The sequence below is a fragment of the Caryophanon tenue genome, from assembly GCF_001700315.1.
Classification (GTDB): Bacteria; Bacillota; Bacilli; order Bacillales_A; family Planococcaceae; genus Caryophanon; species Caryophanon tenue.
Genome location: NZ_MASJ01000001.1, coordinates 138,483 through 157,179, shown reverse-complemented (window position 1 = coordinate 157,179; position 18,697 = coordinate 138,483). Strand labels below are relative to the sequence as shown.

Here is an 18,697-nt window from a genome sequence, read left to right as displayed (position 1 = left end):
GTAGTATAGCACGCACAAAATAACAGATGCGAGTATTTTGCTCGCACGTCAGTCATTTTTTATAACCACTAAATATTAACATGCTTAACGGATTTTTGATAGATATGATTTTTATAACTGTTATTATGACAAATAACGCTAGCGAAAAAACCTCGCTAGCGTTGTTTTGTGCTATAATTATGCGTTTACTTTTAACGCTTTGAATTCTTCAATTAAAAGCGGCACAACTTCGAATAAGTCACCTACGATACCGTAGTCAGCTACTTTGAAGATGTTTGCTTCTGGATCTTTGTTAATTGCAACGATTACTTTCGAGTTCGACATCCCCGCTAAATGCTGGATAGCCCCTGAAATACCTGCTGCAATGTACAGGTCTGGTGTTACAACCTTACCTGTTTGACCGATTTGTAATGAGTAGTCACAGTATTCAGCGTCACATGCACCACGTGATGCACCAACTGCTCCACCAAGTACGCTTGCTAGCTCTTTTAATGGCTCAAAACCTTCTTCAGATTTCACGCCACGTCCACCAGCAACCACTACTTTCGCTTCTGATAAATCAACGCCATCTGTTGATTTACGTACAACTTCTTTAATGATTGAACGTAAGTTTTGAACATCTACCGATACACTTGATACGTCACCTGAACGACCTGCATCTTTTGCAAGCGGTGCAATGTTGTTTGGACGAATTGATACGAATACTGTACCATCAGCGATTTTCACTTTTTCAAATGCTTTACCAGAGTAAATTGGACGAATAAACACTGCATCAGCGCCTTCACCTTCAATATCTGTTACATCTGAAATTAAACCAATTTGTAAACGACTTGCCACTTTTGGTGATAAATCTTTACCAATCGCTGTGTGACCGAAAACAATTGCCCCTGGAGACTCTTGTTCAACTACCGCTAAAACGGCTTGTGAATACCCATCAGATGTATAATGAGCTAAGTTTGGGTGTTCAACAGTAATTACGCGATCTGCACCGTATGCGATTAGCTCTTGTGCTAAGTCAGCTACTGCGTCACCTACTAATAGCCCTACTACTTCATCCCCTAATTTCTTACCTGCTGCGATTGCCTCGAATGATACATTACGTAAAGCCCCTTCACGAGCTTCTCCTAGAACTAACACTTTTGACATGTGAATTTACCCCTTTCGTACGCACGTTTTCAAATGAATTCTCAATTAAACTACTTTTGCTTCTGTGTGTAATAAGTTAACAAGCTCTTTTACTTGATCTTGTAACTCCCCTTGTAATACACGACCTGCTGCTTTTTGAGGTGGTAAATAGATTTCAACTGTCTCTACTTTTACTTCCACATCATCTTCATCGATATCTAAATCGTCTAGCTCTAGCTCATCTAATGGCTTTTTCTTCGCCTTCATGATACCTGGTAAAGATGGGTAACGTGGCTCATTTAAGCCTTGTTGAGCTGTCACTAATAACGGTAACGATGTTGTTAATGTTTCAGAATCCCCTTCTACGTCACGTACGATTGTTACGTCAGTTCCATTAATGTCTAAGTTTGTAATTGTTGTTACGTAGTTAATACCTAGTAAGTCTGCAACACGTGGTCCAACTTGTCCCGAACCGCCATCAATTGCTACGTTACCAGCTAAAATTAAATCTGCTTCTTTATCTTTAAGGTACTCAGCTAAAATATGAGCAGCCCCGAATTGGTCTAAGTCATCTAAATCTTCTGCGTTAATTAATACAGCACTGTCTGCCCCCATTGCTAATGCTGTACGTAATTGCTTTTCTGCTTCTTCGTCACCGATTGTCACGACTGTTACAGTACCACCTTGTGCATCACGCACTTGGATAGCTTCTTCAATTGCGTACTCATCGTATGGGTTAATGATGAATTCTGCCCCACCTTCATCAATTTGACCACCGTTTACAACGATTTTTTCTTCTGTATCGAAAGTACGTTTAACTAATACGAAAATGTTCATAATTTACAGACCCCCTGAAGCGATTTTATTTACCGACAAATTGCGGTTTACGTTTTTCAATAAATGCTTGAATGCCTTCTTTCGCATCCTCTGAGACAAATACTTGTCCAAAGCTCTCTGCTTCCACCTGTAAGCCAGCATCAAAAGTACTCGTTTTACTGTATTGAAGCGTTTTAATCGCCGCAGCAAGCGCAATCGGACTTTTTTGTGCCATCTTTTTAGCAATTGCTAATGTTTGTGGTAACAGTTCTTCATCATCAAATGCGCGAGTCGCCAATCCAAACTGAACGGCTTCCTCACCCGTAATAGCATCACTTGTAAACATCATTTCAGCTGCTTTAGCTGCACCAACAAAGCGTGGTAAACGTTGCGTACCGCCAAAACCTGGAATTAATCCTAAGTTTAGTTCTGGTAAGCCTAGCTTTGCCGACTTCGTCACATAACGAATATGACAGCCCATCGCAAGCTCTAGTCCTCCACCTAATGCTGCCCCGTGAATTGCCGCAATGATTGGTTTACTAAATGATTCCATACGATCGAAGACAATTTGCCCGTTACGAGCTAATTTCGTAAATTCTTCGCCAGATGAGACCTCTGTAAATTCTTTAATGTCCGCTCCTGCCGAGAAGAAGCGTCCTTCACCATGAAGCACAACAACACGTACTTCGTCTTTCACTGCAAGCTCATCCAGTAGCGCATCCATTTCGCTAATAATTGCACGAGCTAGAGCATTCGCTGGCGGACGGTTAATTGTTACAATTGCAACTCCGTCTTCTACTGACCAACGTAAAAATTCCATTTCTCCCACACCCTTTTTATGTTGCTTGTAAGCCTCGTAAAATTAATGTTTGAACTTTCGGTGCAAGTTCCGTCAAGCTATAGCGTTGCTCATTCATGACCCATGTCGTAATCGTTTCATCGATTGTGCCAAAAACCATTGAACGTGCTAAACGCACATCCATCGTTGCATGAAATTCACCTTTCACCATGCCTTCAATTAAAATTTCATCTAAAAGCTTTAAATAATCTTTTAAAATGGCATTAATTTTTTGGCGAAGCACCTTGTTTGACTGACGTAGTTCAAGTTGCGTAACAACAGCTAAGTGAGCATCACTCGCAAGCACCGTAAAATGGTTTTCGATCATGCGGCATAACTTATCCGCTGAACTACTCTCCGTTTTAATAATATATTGTAGCGATTCCGTAAATACGGACATTTTGTCGCTAAATACCGAAATTAAAATATCTTCTTTGTTTTTGAAATATAAATAGATTGTGCCATCAGCTACCCCTGCTTGTTTCGCAATTTTTGAAACTTGCGCTTGATGGTATCCATTTTCTGCGATGACAACGATGGCTGCATCGATAATCTGCCTATACTTCGGTTTGTCATTCTTCAAAACCGTTCACCACCACTACTAATTCAAAAATGAATGACTATTCATTCATGTTTTTATAATATTATCCCAGCACATTTTTGTCAACTATTTCTGCAACATGATTTCAGTTCGCTTGAAGATGCGACTTTTCCTGTTCTTCGTCGATTAGTTGACGGCGTAAAATCTTACCAACAGCAGTCTTCGGCAATTCTTCGCGGAAGTCGTATGCTCTTGGAACTTTGTACGCAGCTAAGTTTTCACGGCAGTATTTGTTTAATTCGTCAGCCGTGACAGAATATCCTTCTTTTAAAACAATATATGCTTTGACTGTTTCGCCACGATACGGATCTGGAATTCCTGCAACGACACATTCTTGAATAGCTGGATGCTCATAAAGCACTTCTTCTACTTCACGCGGGTAAATATTGTATCCCCCTGCAATAATCATATCCTTTTTACGATCAACTACATAAAAGAAGCCGTCTTCATCCATATAACCTAAGTCACCTGTAAAGAACCAGCCATCTTTAAACACCGCTTCTGTCTCTTCTGGTCGATTCCAGTATCCTTGCATCACCTGTGGACCTTTCACAGCAATTTCACCAATTTCGCCAATCGGTAATCGCTCCGTGCTTCCACTTTGGAAAACAGCTGCATCAGTATTTGGCCACGGCACACCGATTGAGCCATTTACACGATGGTCCCAAATAAAGTTCGCATGTGTCACGGGTGACGTTTCCGTTAAACCGTATCCTTCGACAAGTTTACCACCTGTAATCTCTTCGAATTGCTGTTGAACTTCTATTGGCAACGGCGCTGATCCACTAATACATGCTTTAATTGATGAAAGGTCATATTTTTTCAGCAACGGATGCGCTAAAATGCCGATGTACATTGTCGGTGCGCCAGGGAATAATGTTGGTTTTTGCTTATCAATCGTTTTTAACGTCGTATCTACATCAAACTTCGGCAATAGCACCATTTTGCTCGCTAGCTTCATTGAAAGGATTAATACAGTCGTCATACCGTATACATGAAAAAATGGTAAAATCCCTAAAATGATTTCTTCTCCGTATTGACAGCGGTACATCCATTCACCGCACATCTCTACATTGGAGACTAAATTGCGATGTGTTAACATGACACCTTTTGGATACCCTGTTGTGCCACCCGTGTATTGCAACAACGCTAAATCATCTGACGTTACATCTACGTGTACTGGCTCAGATGACGACGCTTTCATAATTTCTGTAAATAAATGATTTTTCCCTTGGTGCTCGACATTTACGGTAAAACCATATTGCTTCTTTTGCATAAGTGGATACACCATATTTTTCGGGAATGGTAAATAATCTTTAATCGCTGTCACAATAACATGTTCAATATTTGTAGTTGCCAGCACTTTGGAAATACGCGGATATAAAATATCCAAACCTAAAATAATTTTTGCGCCAGAGTCTTTCATTTGATACGATAATTCGCGCTCTGTATATAGTGGATTCGTTTGTACAACGACACCTCCTGCATACATTGTGCCGAAGTATGCCATCACCGCTTGTGGACAGTTTGGCAACATAATCGCGACACGGTCTCCCTTTTGTAACCCTAATGACTGCAAATAATTCGCAAACTTCTGTGCACCATCATATACTTCCTGAAACGTCATTTCTTTTCCCATAAAATGAAGAGCTGTTGCTTGTGGACGGTCTTCCTTCGCATTGGTCATGTATTGATGAACTGTAAAATCTCCAATACTGATTTCTGATGCAATGTCTGACGGATACCATTTTAACCATGGCTTTGTTGTCATCGTACGTCACTCCCTCTCTTATTGGTCACATACTGGCACATTCACTACGCTGTGAACACAAAATTTGTTGTTTCTGATTTTATTATAATGAAATTATTTACAAAATCAAACACAAAAGAGAAATTTAGCGCATTTTAGAGAATTTAACAACAAATAGTGATAACATCGTTTTTTTACAATAAAAAATAAAGCACTTCGACACATGAAAAAACACCGACGAAAATAAATTCGTCGGTGCGTATGTTTCGCTATACTGTGATTATATAATACATACCTATGCTAAAGAAAATAATCGCTACAATGACAAGTATAATCGCTAATTTTTTCATCATCTATCACTCCTATGCAATACTCGCACCAATAACAAAGGATAGCCCTAATGAAATTGTAAACGAGATAAAGCCAACAGAGCGGTTGTCGTTCGCAATTTCTTCATCAACATTAAAACGTGGCGTAAAAAATTCAAATAATAAATAGGCAAAGATTAATAAAACAAAGCCGTATAATCCCCACATCAGCATTTCTAACAGTGAATTATGCTGTGAAATAGAGTAGCGGAATATATTACAGACGCCTAAAATTTTACCACCTGTTGCGAGTGCCACTGCCACATTTCCACTTTTAATTTCCTGCCAGTTTTTATACTTTGTTACGACTTCAAATGCAGCCATCGACAGGACAAGACATAACACAACAACACTAAAATAGCCTGCGGTTTCGACAATTGGATGTGTCCAAAACTGCTCCATCTTTGTAGCCCCCTTTTATTTTCTCTACCTGCACTTATTTCAATTCAACGACCGTTACACCGAAGCCACCTTCACCTGCTTCACCAAATCGGAAGTTTTTCACGCGACTATGCCCTTTTAAATACGTTTGAATCCCTTGGCGTAATGCACCTGTTCCTTTACCATGAATAATCGAAACGCGGTGATAATTTGCAAGTAGTGCATCATCAATATATTTTTCAGTACGTAAAATAGCATCTTCGTAACGCTCTCCACGTAAATCAAGCTCTAGCTTCACGGCAGAAGAACGGTTTTTCACATTCGTCATCGCACGAACAGGTTGCTCTTTTTCTGGTTTTACATATTGTAAATCATGACGCGGTAATTTCATTTTTAAAATACCAATTTGCACAACATATTCGTCGTCAGAAATCTTTTCAAGCACGCTACCTTTTTGACCATAGCTTAAGACGCGCACTTCATCACCAACTTGTAAGTTTTCTTGACGCTCCTGAATTTGCGCTTGCTTTTTCAGCACACGGTTTTCTTTCGGCCCTACACCATCTAAACGCTTCTTCGCATCAATTAACTCATGCTCTTTCACAGCGCGTGACGCGTTTTTGCTCATTTCACGAAGCTCAGCAATAATTTGTTCGGCTTCTCGCTTCGCTTCATCCACAATACGGTGCGCTTTATCTTTCGCCTTTTTCTCAAGCGCTTCTTTACGGTCTTCATAGTTTTGTACTTTGCGCTCTAACGCTTCACGCAATGTTGCCGCTTCTTCTAATAATGCGTGTGCCTCGTCCGCTTCACGTTCTGAACGTAAACGACTTTCTTCAAGCGATGCAATCATCGACTCGACTTCGTGGCGGTCTGTGCCGGTAAATGATTTCGCACGGTCAATGATTGATGTTGGTAAGCCTAAACGATTTGAAATTTCAAATGCATTCGAGCGCCCCGGTACACCAATTAACAAACGATATGTCGGACTTAATGTTTCTACATCAAACTCTACGGATGCATTGACCACTTGTGGGCGGTTGTAGCCGTACGCCTTTAGTTCTGGATAATGTGTTGTCGCCATCACACGTGCGCCTCGGTCAACTACTTCGTCTAAAATCGAAATAGCTAGTGCTGCACCTTCTTGTGGGTCTGTTCCTGCACCTAATTCATCAAACAATACTAATGAACGGTCATCGAACTTCGCTAAAATATCAACAATATTCACCATATGAGAAGAGAACGTTGATAAGCTTTGTTCAATCGACTGTTCATCGCCAATATCTGCAAATAATTGGTCAAATACCGCAAGCTCTGAGCCGTCAAGTGCTGGAACTGGGATGCCGGCTTGTGCCATTAACGTACAAAGTCCAACTGTTTTTAAGGTTACCGTTTTACCACCCGTGTTCGGACCTGTAATAACGATTGCTGTATAATCTTTACCAAACTCAATCGTATTTGGCACAGCGACATTACGGTCAATTAACGGATGACGCGCACGTACTAAACGAATATAGCCATCTTGATTCATTTTCGGCATCGTACATTTATGTGCTTGCCCGTATTTACCTTTGGCTAAAATTACGTCAATATCACCTAAAATTTGCACAAGGACAAATAAATCATGCCCGACTTCGCTAACCTTCTCTGATAACGCGAGTAAAATACGTTCTATTTCTGCTTTTTCTTTCAGCTTTTGACGATTCACTTCATTATTCGCTTGCACAACTGCATCTGGTTCAATAAATAATGTTTGCCCTGACGACGATTGGTCATGAACAATGCCGCCGTAATGATGACGGTATTCTTGCTTTACAGGAATTACGTAACGGTCATTTCGCATCGTCACAATCGCATCTGATAACATTTTAGAAGCATTTGCACCACGTACTAAATTTTCAAGCTTTGACTTAACCTTCGCTTCTTCCGCGCGTAATGTTTGACGAATTTGACGTAATTGTTGGCTCGCTGAATCCATTACTTGCGCATTGTCATCGATGCATGAATTAATCTCGTGCTGAATCCCCGTTAAAACAGGCAATGCTTCCTTACGCTCGATAAAATGTGGAATGTGTAGTTCCCCTTCATCTTCGATACCTTCAATAAATTCACGGAATATACGGCTTGCACGAATCGTACTTGCAATTTCCATCAATTCTGTTGCCGATAACATGCCACCAATTTGCGCGCGTCGTGCATGTGGACGCACATCAAAAATACCACCTAATGGCACATTTGCTTTCACACGTAAAATAGATAGCCCTTCATCCATTTCTTCTAATAGCTCTACTACTCGATCATATTGAGTTTCTGGTACAAGCTCTTCAATAGCCCCTCGACCAATTGAAGATGTACAAAAGTTTGCAACCTGTGCACGAACTTTATCATACTCAAGTGTTTTCAATGCGCGTTCTGCGATCATTAAAAACGCCTCCTTATTCTAGTTGTCTTTATGTTTACGGATGAACGCCTCAAATTGTTCCGTCGTCCATGTATTTACAATTAATTCTTTTTTCACCCATGCTTTTTGACTGTAGCGTACCCCTAAATCCATAAAGCGTAATTGGTCAATCGCATGCGCGTCTGTATTAATGGCAATCGGCACGCCAAGCTCCATCGCATATACTAAATGTTCGGTCGCTAAATCTAAACGATACGGGTTGGCATTTAACTCTAAAATTTTGCCATATGCTTTTGCCCATTCGATTAATGTTTTCACATCTGGGTCATAACCATTACGCTCTCCAACGATACGCCCTGTTGGATGTGCAATCATGTGTACATATGGGTTTTCCATCGCCGTTAATAAACGTGCCATGATTTTATCTTGTGATTGTGTAAAACTTGAGTGAATCGATGCAATGACGAAATCTAACTCTTTTAAGACATCATCTTCAAAATCTAATGTGCCGTCTGGTAAAATATCCATCTCTGTGCCAGCATATAATCGGAACTGTGGATGTGCTGCATTAAACACATCGATTTCAAGACGCTGTTTCGCTAAACGTTCGGGTGTTAAACCGTTCGCTACTTTTAAATATTGAGAATGGTCTGTAATAACACCATGACTATAGCCGCGCGCAATTAATGCTTCGCCCATTTCATGAACCGCGTGTGCACCGTCTGACCATGTTGTATGCATATGTAAATCAGATGTAATATCCTGTACTGTTGCCAGCTGCGCTAATTCATCAAGGCGGTCTAACTCACTGCCATTTTCACGAACAGCTGGTGGAATAAACGGCAAGTTAAAATGTGCAAAAAAGGCTTCTTCACTCTCAAATGTTACGACAGAGCCATCCTGTTGTTCAACGCCGTATTCACTAATTTTTTTACCCATTGATTTTGCTAATTGGCGCATGCGTACATTATGGTCTTTTGAGCCGGTGAAATGATGCAAGGCGGATGCATATTCGTCAGCTGTGACTAATCGGAAATCCACACTAATTGGTTCTTCACGGTCTAAAATAACAGACACTTTCGTATCACCTGCTGCGACAACTTCTAAAATGACGAGCTGTGCTAATAATTGCTCACGGACAGCTTGAGCATTCGTTGTGGCAACAATAAAATCAATATCTTTACTCGTCTCTTTCACACGACGGAATGAGCCAGCTACTGATGCTTTTTCAACTTCTGGCATCGCTTGTAGTAACGCTTCAATTTCTATGACAGCTGGCTCTAATTGCCAAATAGGTAGACGCTCTGCACGTGTGCCAAATGTCCCTAATTCCTTTAAAATCTTTTCTTCTGTTTTCGCACCAAAGCCTGCTAACTTTTGAACTTCTCCTGCTTCACACACCTCTTTTAAACGTTCAGCAGAATCCACGCCTAATTCTTGATACAGTTTCGCGAGCTTTTTACCGCCTAAACCTGGTAGTTTCATTAGCGGTACTAACCCTTTTGGCGTGTTTGCCTCTAGCTCTTCAAGTACGGTCGATTTTTCCGTGTCAATCAGTTCGGTAATCACCGCAGCCGTTCCTTTACCGATGCCCTTTAATTTTGTAACATCATCGATTTCTGCTAATGAACGCTCGTCTGCTTCGAGTGCAGCCGCCGCTTTGCGAAATGCTGATACTTTAAATGGGTTTTCCCCTTGTAATTCTAAATACAACGCAATTTTTTCAAGCGTACGAATAATAATTTTTTTATTCATATAGTCCACTCCTTTTTCATATAAAAAGGATGTGCTAAAAGCTTTTGCACTTTTAGCACATCCTCAACTACGTTCTGTTTACTATGGCAATTTGTGCTCAAGCAGCAACGCGATCGTTTTACAATATCGCTCTGCCATCCTTCACTAAACGTATAAATACCAAAGTTTTTGGCAAATTGCCGTTAAAATTGGTGTGTACTCAACAATGAGTCCTACAAAGAATGAATTTTCTAAGCGCGATGTAATAAATGACAGCGGCAGCATTGCAAGTAAGTATAATACCATAAACATCACTATGTAAAATTCAATAAATGCTAGTATTGCGCCACCGATACGATTCCAATCTTTTAAAACAGGTAAGTATGAAAACTTATGGAACATCGACGCAATAACTTGCAACAACATCTTTGCCACAATAAAAATTAATACGAAAGCAAATAAACGGTAAAATGTACGGTCTACATCAATATCAGCAACCGATAAAATCAAATCGGTATCCGATGTTACACCAGGATACGGTATTAACATTTCAAAGTGGTCTGATAAAGGCTTATAGTAAATCCAAGCAATGATAAAGGAAATGGCGACTCCTAATAAATGAATCGCTTGAACGATTAATCCTCGGCGGATGCCGACAATAAGGCTAGCGATTAATACGATAATAATTAATAAATCTAACATGTTCTCAGCCCTTCAGTTTTTTCAATTCTTGTTCTAATTGTTCAACATATTTTTGAAGCTCGACGTATTCATTAACTGCATTGACGGCTGTTAAAACGGCTAATCTTGCTGTATCTAAATTGGGATTCATCTCACTAATTTCCGTCATTTTGTCATTCACTAATGATGCGACTAAACGAATTTGCTCCACTGACTCAGTCCCGATGATTTTATAGGAAGTTCCATGAATGGTTACATCGATTCTATTTTTCTGTCCATTTGCCATCGTCATGCCCCCTTTATGCAATTTCACTTTTAAAACAATCGCCATGTTGTTCGTCAAAGCGGTACAATATATAAGAATGATTTTTACGAAAATCTATTGTTTATGATACCACGAACATAGCAAACTTGTGAATTGCAAAACAAGTGATGTGACGTGAAAAGGAGAAAAAAATGGCAAATATCGTCTTACAACTATCAAATACAACACAGCAACAAGTTGAACGCACATACGCACCGTATCTCATCGAACGTAAAGCACCTGGTGTCGTGTTTGCAGCAAAATTACAAGATACAGCGATTACAAGCTATAAATCGGGCAAAGTGATGTTCCAAGGTGCTGGCGCTGAACGTGAAGCAGCTAAATGGCAACAACTTGCGACTGCGCCAGTGAAAGCCGTAACAAAAGGAGATACCCTACCTGAAAAGTTTGCCGAGCTATCCGTCATCGGCTCAGACGAAACAGGGACAGGTGATTATTTTGGCCCGATCACTGTGGCCGCTGCATACGTACCTGCCGAAAAAATTGCACTTGTGCGCGAACTAGGTGTCAAAGACTCGAAACAATTAACGGACGATTATATTCGCCAAATTGCGCCAGATTTAATGCATGCACTTCATTATAGCTTACTTATTCTCCGAAATGAAAAGTATAATGACCTACAGCAAAAAGGCTATTCACAAGGAAAAATGAAAGGGCTCCTGCATAATCAAGCACTACAAAAGCTCCTCACGAAAATTGCGCCAGAGAAGCCCGACTATATTTTAATTGACCAATTTGCAGAGCGCGGCGTCTATTACAATTATTTAAAAGGAAGTAAAGCGATCGTCGAGGAAAATGTGCTGTTCTCAACAAAAGCGGAAAACTTACATGTTGCTGTTGCGACCGCTTCAATTATTGCGCGTTACGCATTCTTACTCGAAATGGACAAACTTTCCGACAAAGTAGGTTTCACACTTCCAAAAGGTGCAGGAGCGAAAGTGGATGACATAGCAGCACGCATTTTACGAAAATCAGGTGAACAACAGCTACAATTACTCACAAAATGGCATTTTGCCAATACCGAAAAAGCAAAAAAAATCGCGTATAAACGATGAAAATATACACGTTTCCTATAAAATCATTGTAATCCTCCGATGTATTCCATACAATATACTTAATCGTAAGTATTATGCAAAAGGAGGCTCTTCTATGAATATGCAAGCACTCTTTAAAAGTACTTTTATCGTTAGTCTATCCTTAATTGGTGGCATTATCGGATTACTCGTCGGCATTTTTTGGACCGATATGATTCCAGCAAGCCTTGGTCTAGGTATCTTCATGGGCGGCATTATTGGCATTATGGCGGATGCTTTTACTGGTCGCGACCATAAACACTGGAAGAAAGCGTAATAATATTTGAAGTAAAAAAAACTGCGACAAAAGCCGAAAACCAGCAAACTGACAAATGTCTGTTTGCTGGTTTTTTTGATATTGGCAAAGCTCGTTTCAACGGACGCGGAGACGAACACTCAACATAACATGCAAAATCATATAAATACGAATGAAGCACTCTTTATATTTTCAATATTTACGTTATGTCATAGGTTTTCTTGACGTGCACGAATTATCGTACTTCTGCCCTAGCTTCCGCTAAAGCTGCAACGACTTTATTGTAAGCTGCTTCTACTTCTTCTACTGTTAATGTACGTTCTGGGTCAAAGAATGTTAATGAGAAGGCAACTGATTTTTTGCCTGCTTCCATTTTATCACCTTCATATACGTCAAATACGCGCACGTCTTTTAATAACTTCGTGCCTGCTTTTTCAATGATTGCTACAATTTCACCTGCTGCTGTATCGCTGTTTAACACTAATGCAACGTCACGTGTCATTGCTGGGAAACGTGGTACTGGTTTATATGTTAAAACATCTGTATCTGCTGCTAAAATTGCTGCTAAATTCATCTCAAATACATACGCATCTTTTAAATCTAAATCTTTTTGCTCTTGTGGGTGTAAACCGCCAATGATGCCGACTTTATTGCCGTCTAATTGAATTTCAGCTGTACGACCTGGGTGTAATCCGTCCACTTGTGCTTTCACAAATGTTACGCGGTTTTGCAAGCTTAATTTCGCAAATACACTTTCAACAATACCTTTTAATACGAAGAAGTCTACTTGTTTCTTCTCACCTTGCCATGCATGATCTACCCATTTGCCTGTAATGATACCGGCAACATGCTCCACTTCACGTGGTAATTCTTCAGCTGTTTTGCCTAAGAATACTGAGCCAATTTCATATAATGCTACATTTTCTTGAGAGCGTGCAACATTGTATGAAGCTGCTTCTAGTAAATGTGGAATTAAGCTTTGGCGTAATGTTGAACGGTCTTCAGACATTGGCATTAACAAACGTGTTGTATCTTCTGCTTGTAACGCGAATTTTTGTGATAATGCTGCTGACGTTAATGAGTATGTCACCGCTTGGTATAAACCAACGCCTTCTAATTGGTTACGTACTGTACGACGCGCTGCTTGGTACGGTGTTAAACGACCTGCAACATTTGAAGCTGGTAATGTCGTTGGAATTTCATCATAGCCGTAAAGACGCGCGATTTCTTCCACGATATCTTCTTCAATTTTAATGTCTTGACGACGTGTCGGTGCATCAATAATTAATACGCCATTTGCCGCTTCCACTTTAAATTGTAAACGATTTAAAATGTCTAGCATTTCTTCTAATGAAATTTTCATGCCTAAACGATTGTTAATGAAATCTGGTGACACAACAACACGCGCTGGCTCTTTTGATAATTCATCGACTAACACAGTACCTTCTAACACTTCACCACCTGCAAGCTCTGCAAGTAATTGTGCTGCGCGCTCTGCTGCTGGTAACACGCGGTTCGGGTCAACGCCTTTTTCAAAACGTGCTGAAGAATCTGAACGTAAGCCTACCTCTTTAGAAGTTTGGCGTACTGATAAACCTTGGAAATATGCTGATTCGATCACAACTGTTGTCGTTTCATCTGATACTTCTGATTCAGCGCCACCCATCACACCTGCGATTGCTTGTGCTGTTTTGCCATTCGTAATCACTACGTTATTTGACTTTAACGTACGCTCTTGGCCATCTAATGTTGTAATTGTTTCGCCGTCTTGTGCGTAACGAACAACGATTTCTTTTGTCGCTAATTTATCGTAGTCAAATGCATGTAACGGTTGACCGTATTCCATTAATACGTAGTTTGTAATATCAACTACGTTATTGTGTGGACGTACGCCAGCTGCCATTAAACGCTCTTGTAACCACATTGGTGATTCTTTTACCGTAATGTTTTTAACAACTTTCGCTGCATACATTGGGTTGGCATCAATTGCATCCACACGTAATGATAAAACGTCTGCTGCTTTTTCTGTTGACGTTGTGTAGCTAATTTCAGGAAGCTTGACATCTTCACTTAAAATTGCCGCTACTTCATACGCTACCCCTAACATTGATAATGCATCCGAACGGTTTGGTGTTAAGCCTAACTCTAGTACTGTGTCGCGTAAGCCTAAGTATGCTAATGCGTCACTACCAACTTCAGCATCTTCTGGTAATACATAAATACCTTCTGCGTAAGCTTTTGGTACAACGCGCCCCTCAATACCTAACTCTTGTAATGAACAAATCATACCGTTTGATTCTTGGCCACGTAATTTTGATTTTTTAATTTTAATGCCGCCTGGTAATTTTGCCCCTGGACGTGCCACGATTACTTTTTGACCTGCGTCAACATTCGGTGCGCCACAAACAATTTGCTGAATGCCGTCTTCACCAACGTTTACTTGGCAAACGTTTAAACGGTCTGCTTCTGGGTGCTTTTCCTTCGACTCTACATAACCAACAACAACATTTTGAATGCCGCTTGCACGGTCAATGACTGCGTCAACTTCAATACCAGAACGTGTAATGCGCTCTGCTAACTCTTCGTTCGGTAAATCTTGTGTATTTACATACTGTTTTAACCAGTTTAATGATACTAACATGTGTGTGCCTCCTACTGTTCTGTGCGGTGGAATTGTTCTAAGAAACGTACGTCATTTGTGTAGAAATGACGAATATCATCCACGCCATATTTTAACATTGCGATACGTTCTGCCCCGATACCAAATGCGAAGCCAGAAACTTTTTTCGAATCATAACCAGCCATTTCAAGCACGTTTGGATGTACCATACCTGCACCTAAAATTTCAATCCATCCTGTTGCTTTACATACGTTACAGCCTTTACCGCCACATTTGTGACATGATACGTCAACTTCTACAGATGGTTCTGTGAATGGGAAGAATGATGGACGTAAACGGATTTCACGCTCGTCACCGAACATTTTTTTCGCTAACACGCCTAACGTGCCTTTTAAATCGCTCATTGAGACATTTTCTTCAATCACTAAGCCTTCAATTTGCATAAATTGGTGTGAATGTGTCGCGTCATCATTGTCACGACGGAATACTTTCCCTGGGCAAATCATGCGGATGTTTTCGCCTTTTTTCTTTTCCATCATACGTGCCTGTACTGGTGATGTATGTGTACGTAATAATGTCTCGTCAGAAATATAGAACGAATCTTGCATATCACGTGCTGGGTGACCTTTTGGTAAGTTCATCGCTTCAAAGTTATAGTAGTCTTTTTCCACTTCTGGACCTTCTGCTACTTCGTAACCCATACCAATGAATAAATCTTCAATTTCTTCAATAACACGCGTTAATGGATGACGGTTTCCAACGTTTGCTGGACGACCTGGTAATGATACGTCAATCGACTCCGCTTCTAATTGCGCTGTAATGGCCGCTTCTTCTAGTAATGCCTTTTTCGCTTCTAACTTTTCCGTAATGCTTTCGCGCACTGTATTTACTAGCGCACCCATTTTCGGACGTTCTTCTGCTGAAAGTTTCCCCATCCCTTTTAATAAATCTGTAATCGGACCTTTTTTCCCTAAATATGCAACACGTACATCATTTAATGATTTTAAGTCTGCTGCTGCTTCGATTTTTGCCAGCACTTCTTGCTCTAACTGTTGTAATTGCGCTTCCATTTAAAATTGCCTCCTTCAAAATGTAACGTTATAAACGTTCATCATGCATCTAACCACTTGTAACGACAAAAAAATCCCGCCCCTAAAAAAGGGACGAGATATAATCGCGGTACCACCCTCGTTATTGCCAATTTACTCAACAATCACTCAGTTCAAATAACGGCTTGTCACCGGCACTACTTTTCTGCAGCGCTGCTCACGAGGTGAACTTCATTACGCTATGATGCAAGTAGCTCCCAGTCTACGGCTACTATTCCCTCATCCATCTAGTGTGTAATTACTCTTCTCGGTCAATGCATTTACTATTTCATTCAACTCTCATCATACGCTAAATTCATCGTACATTCAACCAATATTAATGTGTTTTCGCAAATTCAACAAGGTCCACAGACATTTTATTAATTTCATCTACAGACGTATTCACCTGCTCTGCTAATGATGCTTGTGTTTGCGCTAAGTCATTGATAACACCCATTTGATGAATAATCATTTCAATCGATGTTTTTTCGTTAAAAAATATTTTCTTCATCCTAAGCAGTTAGGGTATTACATACTTAGTATAATTTTTTAGTCCCATTTTTCCAACTGTAAAATACAATAGAAATGACGTGCAGATAACTAACATGCCTTGTTGCATTATTGTACAAAACTTTATTTTATCGAAATAATTAAACAAAGTGGCAGGAGAAATTTTATCTCTCCTACCACTTTTTCACCGGTACAACTAACTGTTTATAAAAATATGAGCACCACTTTATTTAGCTAAACGCGTATAATAAAATACCTGTTGCGACCGCTACATTTAATGATTCCGCTTGACCTTTTAATGGAATAATAACATTTTGGTCTGTTTTCGCTAACAGTTGTGGCGAAATACCCGAACCTTCATTGCCCATAATTAATGCAAATTTGCCATCTGTTTGAACATCTGTAAATGGTACGGCTTCTTCTAATGCTGTCCCGTACACTCGAATTCCATCGTCTTGTACACGCTCTACCCACTCATCTAACTCACCACGTACAACGGGAATGTGGAAGTGTGAACCTTGTGCTGAGCGTAATGTTTTCGCATTATATAAATCTGCCGTACCTTTCCCTAAAATCACTGCATCAATTCCTGCCGCATCCGCTGTGCGAATCATTGTACCAATATTGCCTGGGTCTTGCACCGCATCGACAAATAAAAACTTCTTCCATGCAGCCATTTCGATTTCCGTATGCTCCACTTGGCGTAAATGTGCGAACACACCTTGTGTTTTTTCTGTTTCAGCTAACTCTTTCGCTACTGCTTCTGTTACAGTCACCATTTGAATATCATCAATATCCCATAGTAACGGTAAGTCGACACCTTCTGTCACGATTAAATGTAAAATTTGTGTTTTATGCTTTAATGCTTCCTCTACTAAATGGAAACCTTCAATCATATACTCACCCATTTTTTCGCGCTCTTTGCGTAATTGCGCAAGCTTTTTCCATGCTTTCACTTGTGCATTTTGTGTTGATTCAATTCGTTTCATACGTCAACCGTCCTTTATCCATAATCCCTTATTGTACAGGATGGCGCTCGTGAATTAAAGCATTAAGTGTATGAGCGAGCGCATCAATTTGCGCGAGTGTCGTCGTAGGTCCATAAGAAATACGGATAAATTGTCTCGCTTCGTCCATTGTTTTTCCCATCGCTAAAATAGCTTTTGTGCCCGATGCACTATGAATATCGCAAGCACTGCCCGTTGAGATAGCAATGCCTTTTTCATTACAGCGAAGCATAACAAGCTGCCCTTCTATTCCATGAATACACATGCCAATAATTGATGGTAATTGCTGATGGCTAGGCGCTTCAATCCATTCGTGATTATGCGGATGTAACGACAGCCGTAGTTGTTCGCGCAGCTTTTCATAGGTTGACTGGTCATATGTATACGCATCAATCGCAGCACTAAATGCTAAAATAGCTGGCACATCTAACGTCCCTCCGCGTAAACCACGTTCATGTGTCATTCCTGGAAAAATCGGTACAGTACGGCAACTCGGATTTATATAAATCGCACCACAGCCTCGTGGACCTGCAATTTTATGTGCAGAAATTGTTATGCTATCGACAGCACAATGTAATGCCCGTTTGCAAAAAGACTGCACACAATCTACATGTAGCAATATGTTATGTGCTTTTGCCAATGTAGCAATTTCTTCAATCGGTTGCACAGCGCCAATTTCAGAATTAATATGTTGAAACGAAAAGAGCGCGGTATCCTCAGTAATCGCGCTTTCTAACATCTGGCAACATACAACGCCCTGGTCCGTTAACGGCAATCGCGTGATAACAAATCCGTGTTGTTCTAAATAATTCATCGCCGCGTGTAACGATGTATGCTCTGCCTCGCTTGTAATAATATGACGTTTCGGCTGCGCTAACGCTATGCTAACAATCGCAAGCCAATTACCTTCTGTGCCACTGCCGGTAAAATAAATCCCCTCTTTTTCTACACGTAACTTCTCGGCAATTTGCTGACGTACCGCTTCTACATAAAGCATCGCTTCGCCACCCGCATCATGTAAACTCGCTGTATTACCGTAAAGCTTTGTTGCTGCTTCTGTATATGCTTGTATCGCCTCCGGACACATCGGTGTCGTTGCGGCAAAATCAAAATAGATCATCTT

General features: G+C 40.4%; 17 protein-coding genes and 1 other annotated feature. Of the genes, 2 read left to right on the top strand and 15 right to left on the bottom strand.

The annotated features are described in order from the left end of the window. Window positions 1–177: 177 nt before the first annotated feature. From A6M13_RS00680 to zapA, 10 genes are all read right to left on the bottom strand, one after another. A complete protein-coding gene (locus A6M13_RS00680) occupies window positions 178–1,146 on the bottom strand; it encodes an electron transfer flavoprotein subunit alpha/FixB family protein (protein ID WP_066542189.1) in 969 nt (322 codons plus the stop codon). Between the two features lie 45 nt (window positions 1,147–1,191). After that, the gene (locus A6M13_RS00675) at window positions 1,192–1,962 is read right to left on the bottom strand and encodes an electron transfer flavoprotein subunit beta/FixA family protein (RefSeq protein WP_066542188.1); all 771 of its coding nucleotides are present in this window, start codon (window positions 1,960–1,962) and stop codon (window positions 1,192–1,194) included. A gap of 25 nt (window positions 1,963–1,987) precedes the next feature. Beyond that, window positions 1,988–2,761 (bottom strand): enoyl-CoA hydratase, encoded by a 774-nt coding sequence (locus A6M13_RS00670; protein ID WP_066542187.1) that lies wholly within the window; start codon window positions 2,759–2,761, stop codon window positions 1,988–1,990. Between the two features lie 16 nt (window positions 2,762–2,777). After that, window positions 2,778–3,362 (bottom strand): fatty acid metabolism transcriptional regulator FadR, encoded by a 585-nt coding sequence (locus A6M13_RS00665; RefSeq protein WP_066542186.1) that lies wholly within the window; start codon window positions 3,360–3,362, stop codon window positions 2,778–2,780. A gap of 103 nt (window positions 3,363–3,465) precedes the next feature. Continuing rightward, window positions 3,466–5,151, bottom strand: coding sequence for a long-chain-fatty-acid--CoA ligase (locus A6M13_RS00660; RefSeq protein WP_066542185.1), 1,686 nt, complete (start codon window positions 5,149–5,151; stop codon window positions 3,466–3,468). Window positions 5,152–5,492: 341 nt separating this feature from the next. Continuing rightward, window positions 5,493–5,900, bottom strand: a complete 408-nt coding sequence (locus A6M13_RS00655) for a DUF350 domain-containing protein (protein ID WP_066542184.1) — start codon at window positions 5,898–5,900, stop codon at window positions 5,493–5,495. A gap of 34 nt (window positions 5,901–5,934) precedes the next feature. Next, window positions 5,935–8,301: an endonuclease MutS2 gene (locus tag A6M13_RS00650; protein WP_066542183.1), complete on the bottom strand. Its 2,367-nt coding sequence runs from the start codon at window positions 8,299–8,301 to the stop codon at window positions 5,935–5,937. An 18-nt stretch (window positions 8,302–8,319) separates the two neighbouring features. Beyond that, window positions 8,320–10,035, bottom strand: a complete 1,716-nt coding sequence (polX, locus tag A6M13_RS00645; protein WP_066542182.1) for a DNA polymerase/3'-5' exonuclease PolX — start codon at window positions 10,033–10,035, stop codon at window positions 8,320–8,322. A 144-nt stretch (window positions 10,036–10,179) separates the two neighbouring features. Next, window positions 10,180–10,716 (bottom strand): CvpA family protein, encoded by a 537-nt coding sequence (locus A6M13_RS00640; protein ID WP_066542181.1) that lies wholly within the window; start codon window positions 10,714–10,716, stop codon window positions 10,180–10,182. Window positions 10,717–10,720: 4 nt separating this feature from the next. Next, the gene (gene zapA, locus A6M13_RS00635) at window positions 10,721–10,981 is read right to left on the bottom strand and encodes a cell division protein ZapA (RefSeq protein WP_066542180.1); all 261 of its coding nucleotides are present in this window, start codon (window positions 10,979–10,981) and stop codon (window positions 10,721–10,723) included. A gap of 170 nt (window positions 10,982–11,151) precedes the next feature. Here zapA and rnhC point away from each other — a divergent pair, with 170 nt between their 5' ends. Both rnhC and A6M13_RS00625 read left to right on the top strand, forming a co-directional pair. After that, complete coding sequence (rnhC, locus tag A6M13_RS00630; RefSeq protein ID WP_066542179.1) at window positions 11,152–12,075, top strand: ribonuclease HIII; 924 nt, start codon at window positions 11,152–11,154, stop codon at window positions 12,073–12,075. A gap of 94 nt (window positions 12,076–12,169) precedes the next feature. Continuing rightward, entirely contained in the window at window positions 12,170–12,370 is a 201-nt protein-coding gene (locus tag A6M13_RS00625) for a hypothetical protein (RefSeq protein ID WP_066542178.1), read from the top strand. 214 nt (window positions 12,371–12,584) lie between these two features. Here the strand turns inward: A6M13_RS00625 and pheT are convergent, their stop codons facing one another. The 5 genes from pheT to A6M13_RS00605 form a co-directional block, all read right to left on the bottom strand. Beyond that, window positions 12,585–14,990, bottom strand: coding sequence for a phenylalanine--tRNA ligase subunit beta (gene pheT, locus A6M13_RS00620; RefSeq protein ID WP_066542177.1), 2,406 nt, complete (start codon window positions 14,988–14,990; stop codon window positions 12,585–12,587). An 11-nt stretch (window positions 14,991–15,001) separates the two neighbouring features. Next, window positions 15,002–16,039, bottom strand: coding sequence for a phenylalanine--tRNA ligase subunit alpha (gene pheS, locus A6M13_RS00615; protein WP_066542176.1), 1,038 nt, complete (start codon window positions 16,037–16,039; stop codon window positions 15,002–15,004). A gap of 86 nt (window positions 16,040–16,125) precedes the next feature. Next, window positions 16,126–16,342: a binding site (T-box leader), on the bottom strand. Window positions 16,343–16,394: 52 nt separating this feature from the next. Then, window positions 16,395–16,568, bottom strand: a complete 174-nt coding sequence (locus A6M13_RS16185; RefSeq protein ID WP_169817401.1) for a hypothetical protein — start codon at window positions 16,566–16,568, stop codon at window positions 16,395–16,397. A 229-nt stretch (window positions 16,569–16,797) separates the two neighbouring features. Further along, entirely contained in the window at window positions 16,798–17,556 is a 759-nt protein-coding gene (locus A6M13_RS00610) for a TrmH family RNA methyltransferase (RefSeq protein WP_066542175.1), read from the bottom strand. Window positions 17,557–17,584: 28 nt separating this feature from the next. Continuing rightward, window positions 17,585–18,694 carry an IscS subfamily cysteine desulfurase gene (locus tag A6M13_RS00605; RefSeq protein ID WP_066542174.1) on the bottom strand — a complete coding sequence of 370 codons (1,110 nt, stop codon included), beginning with the start codon at window positions 18,692–18,694 and terminating at the stop codon, window positions 17,585–17,587. Between the last annotated feature and the right edge of the window lie 3 nt (window positions 18,695–18,697).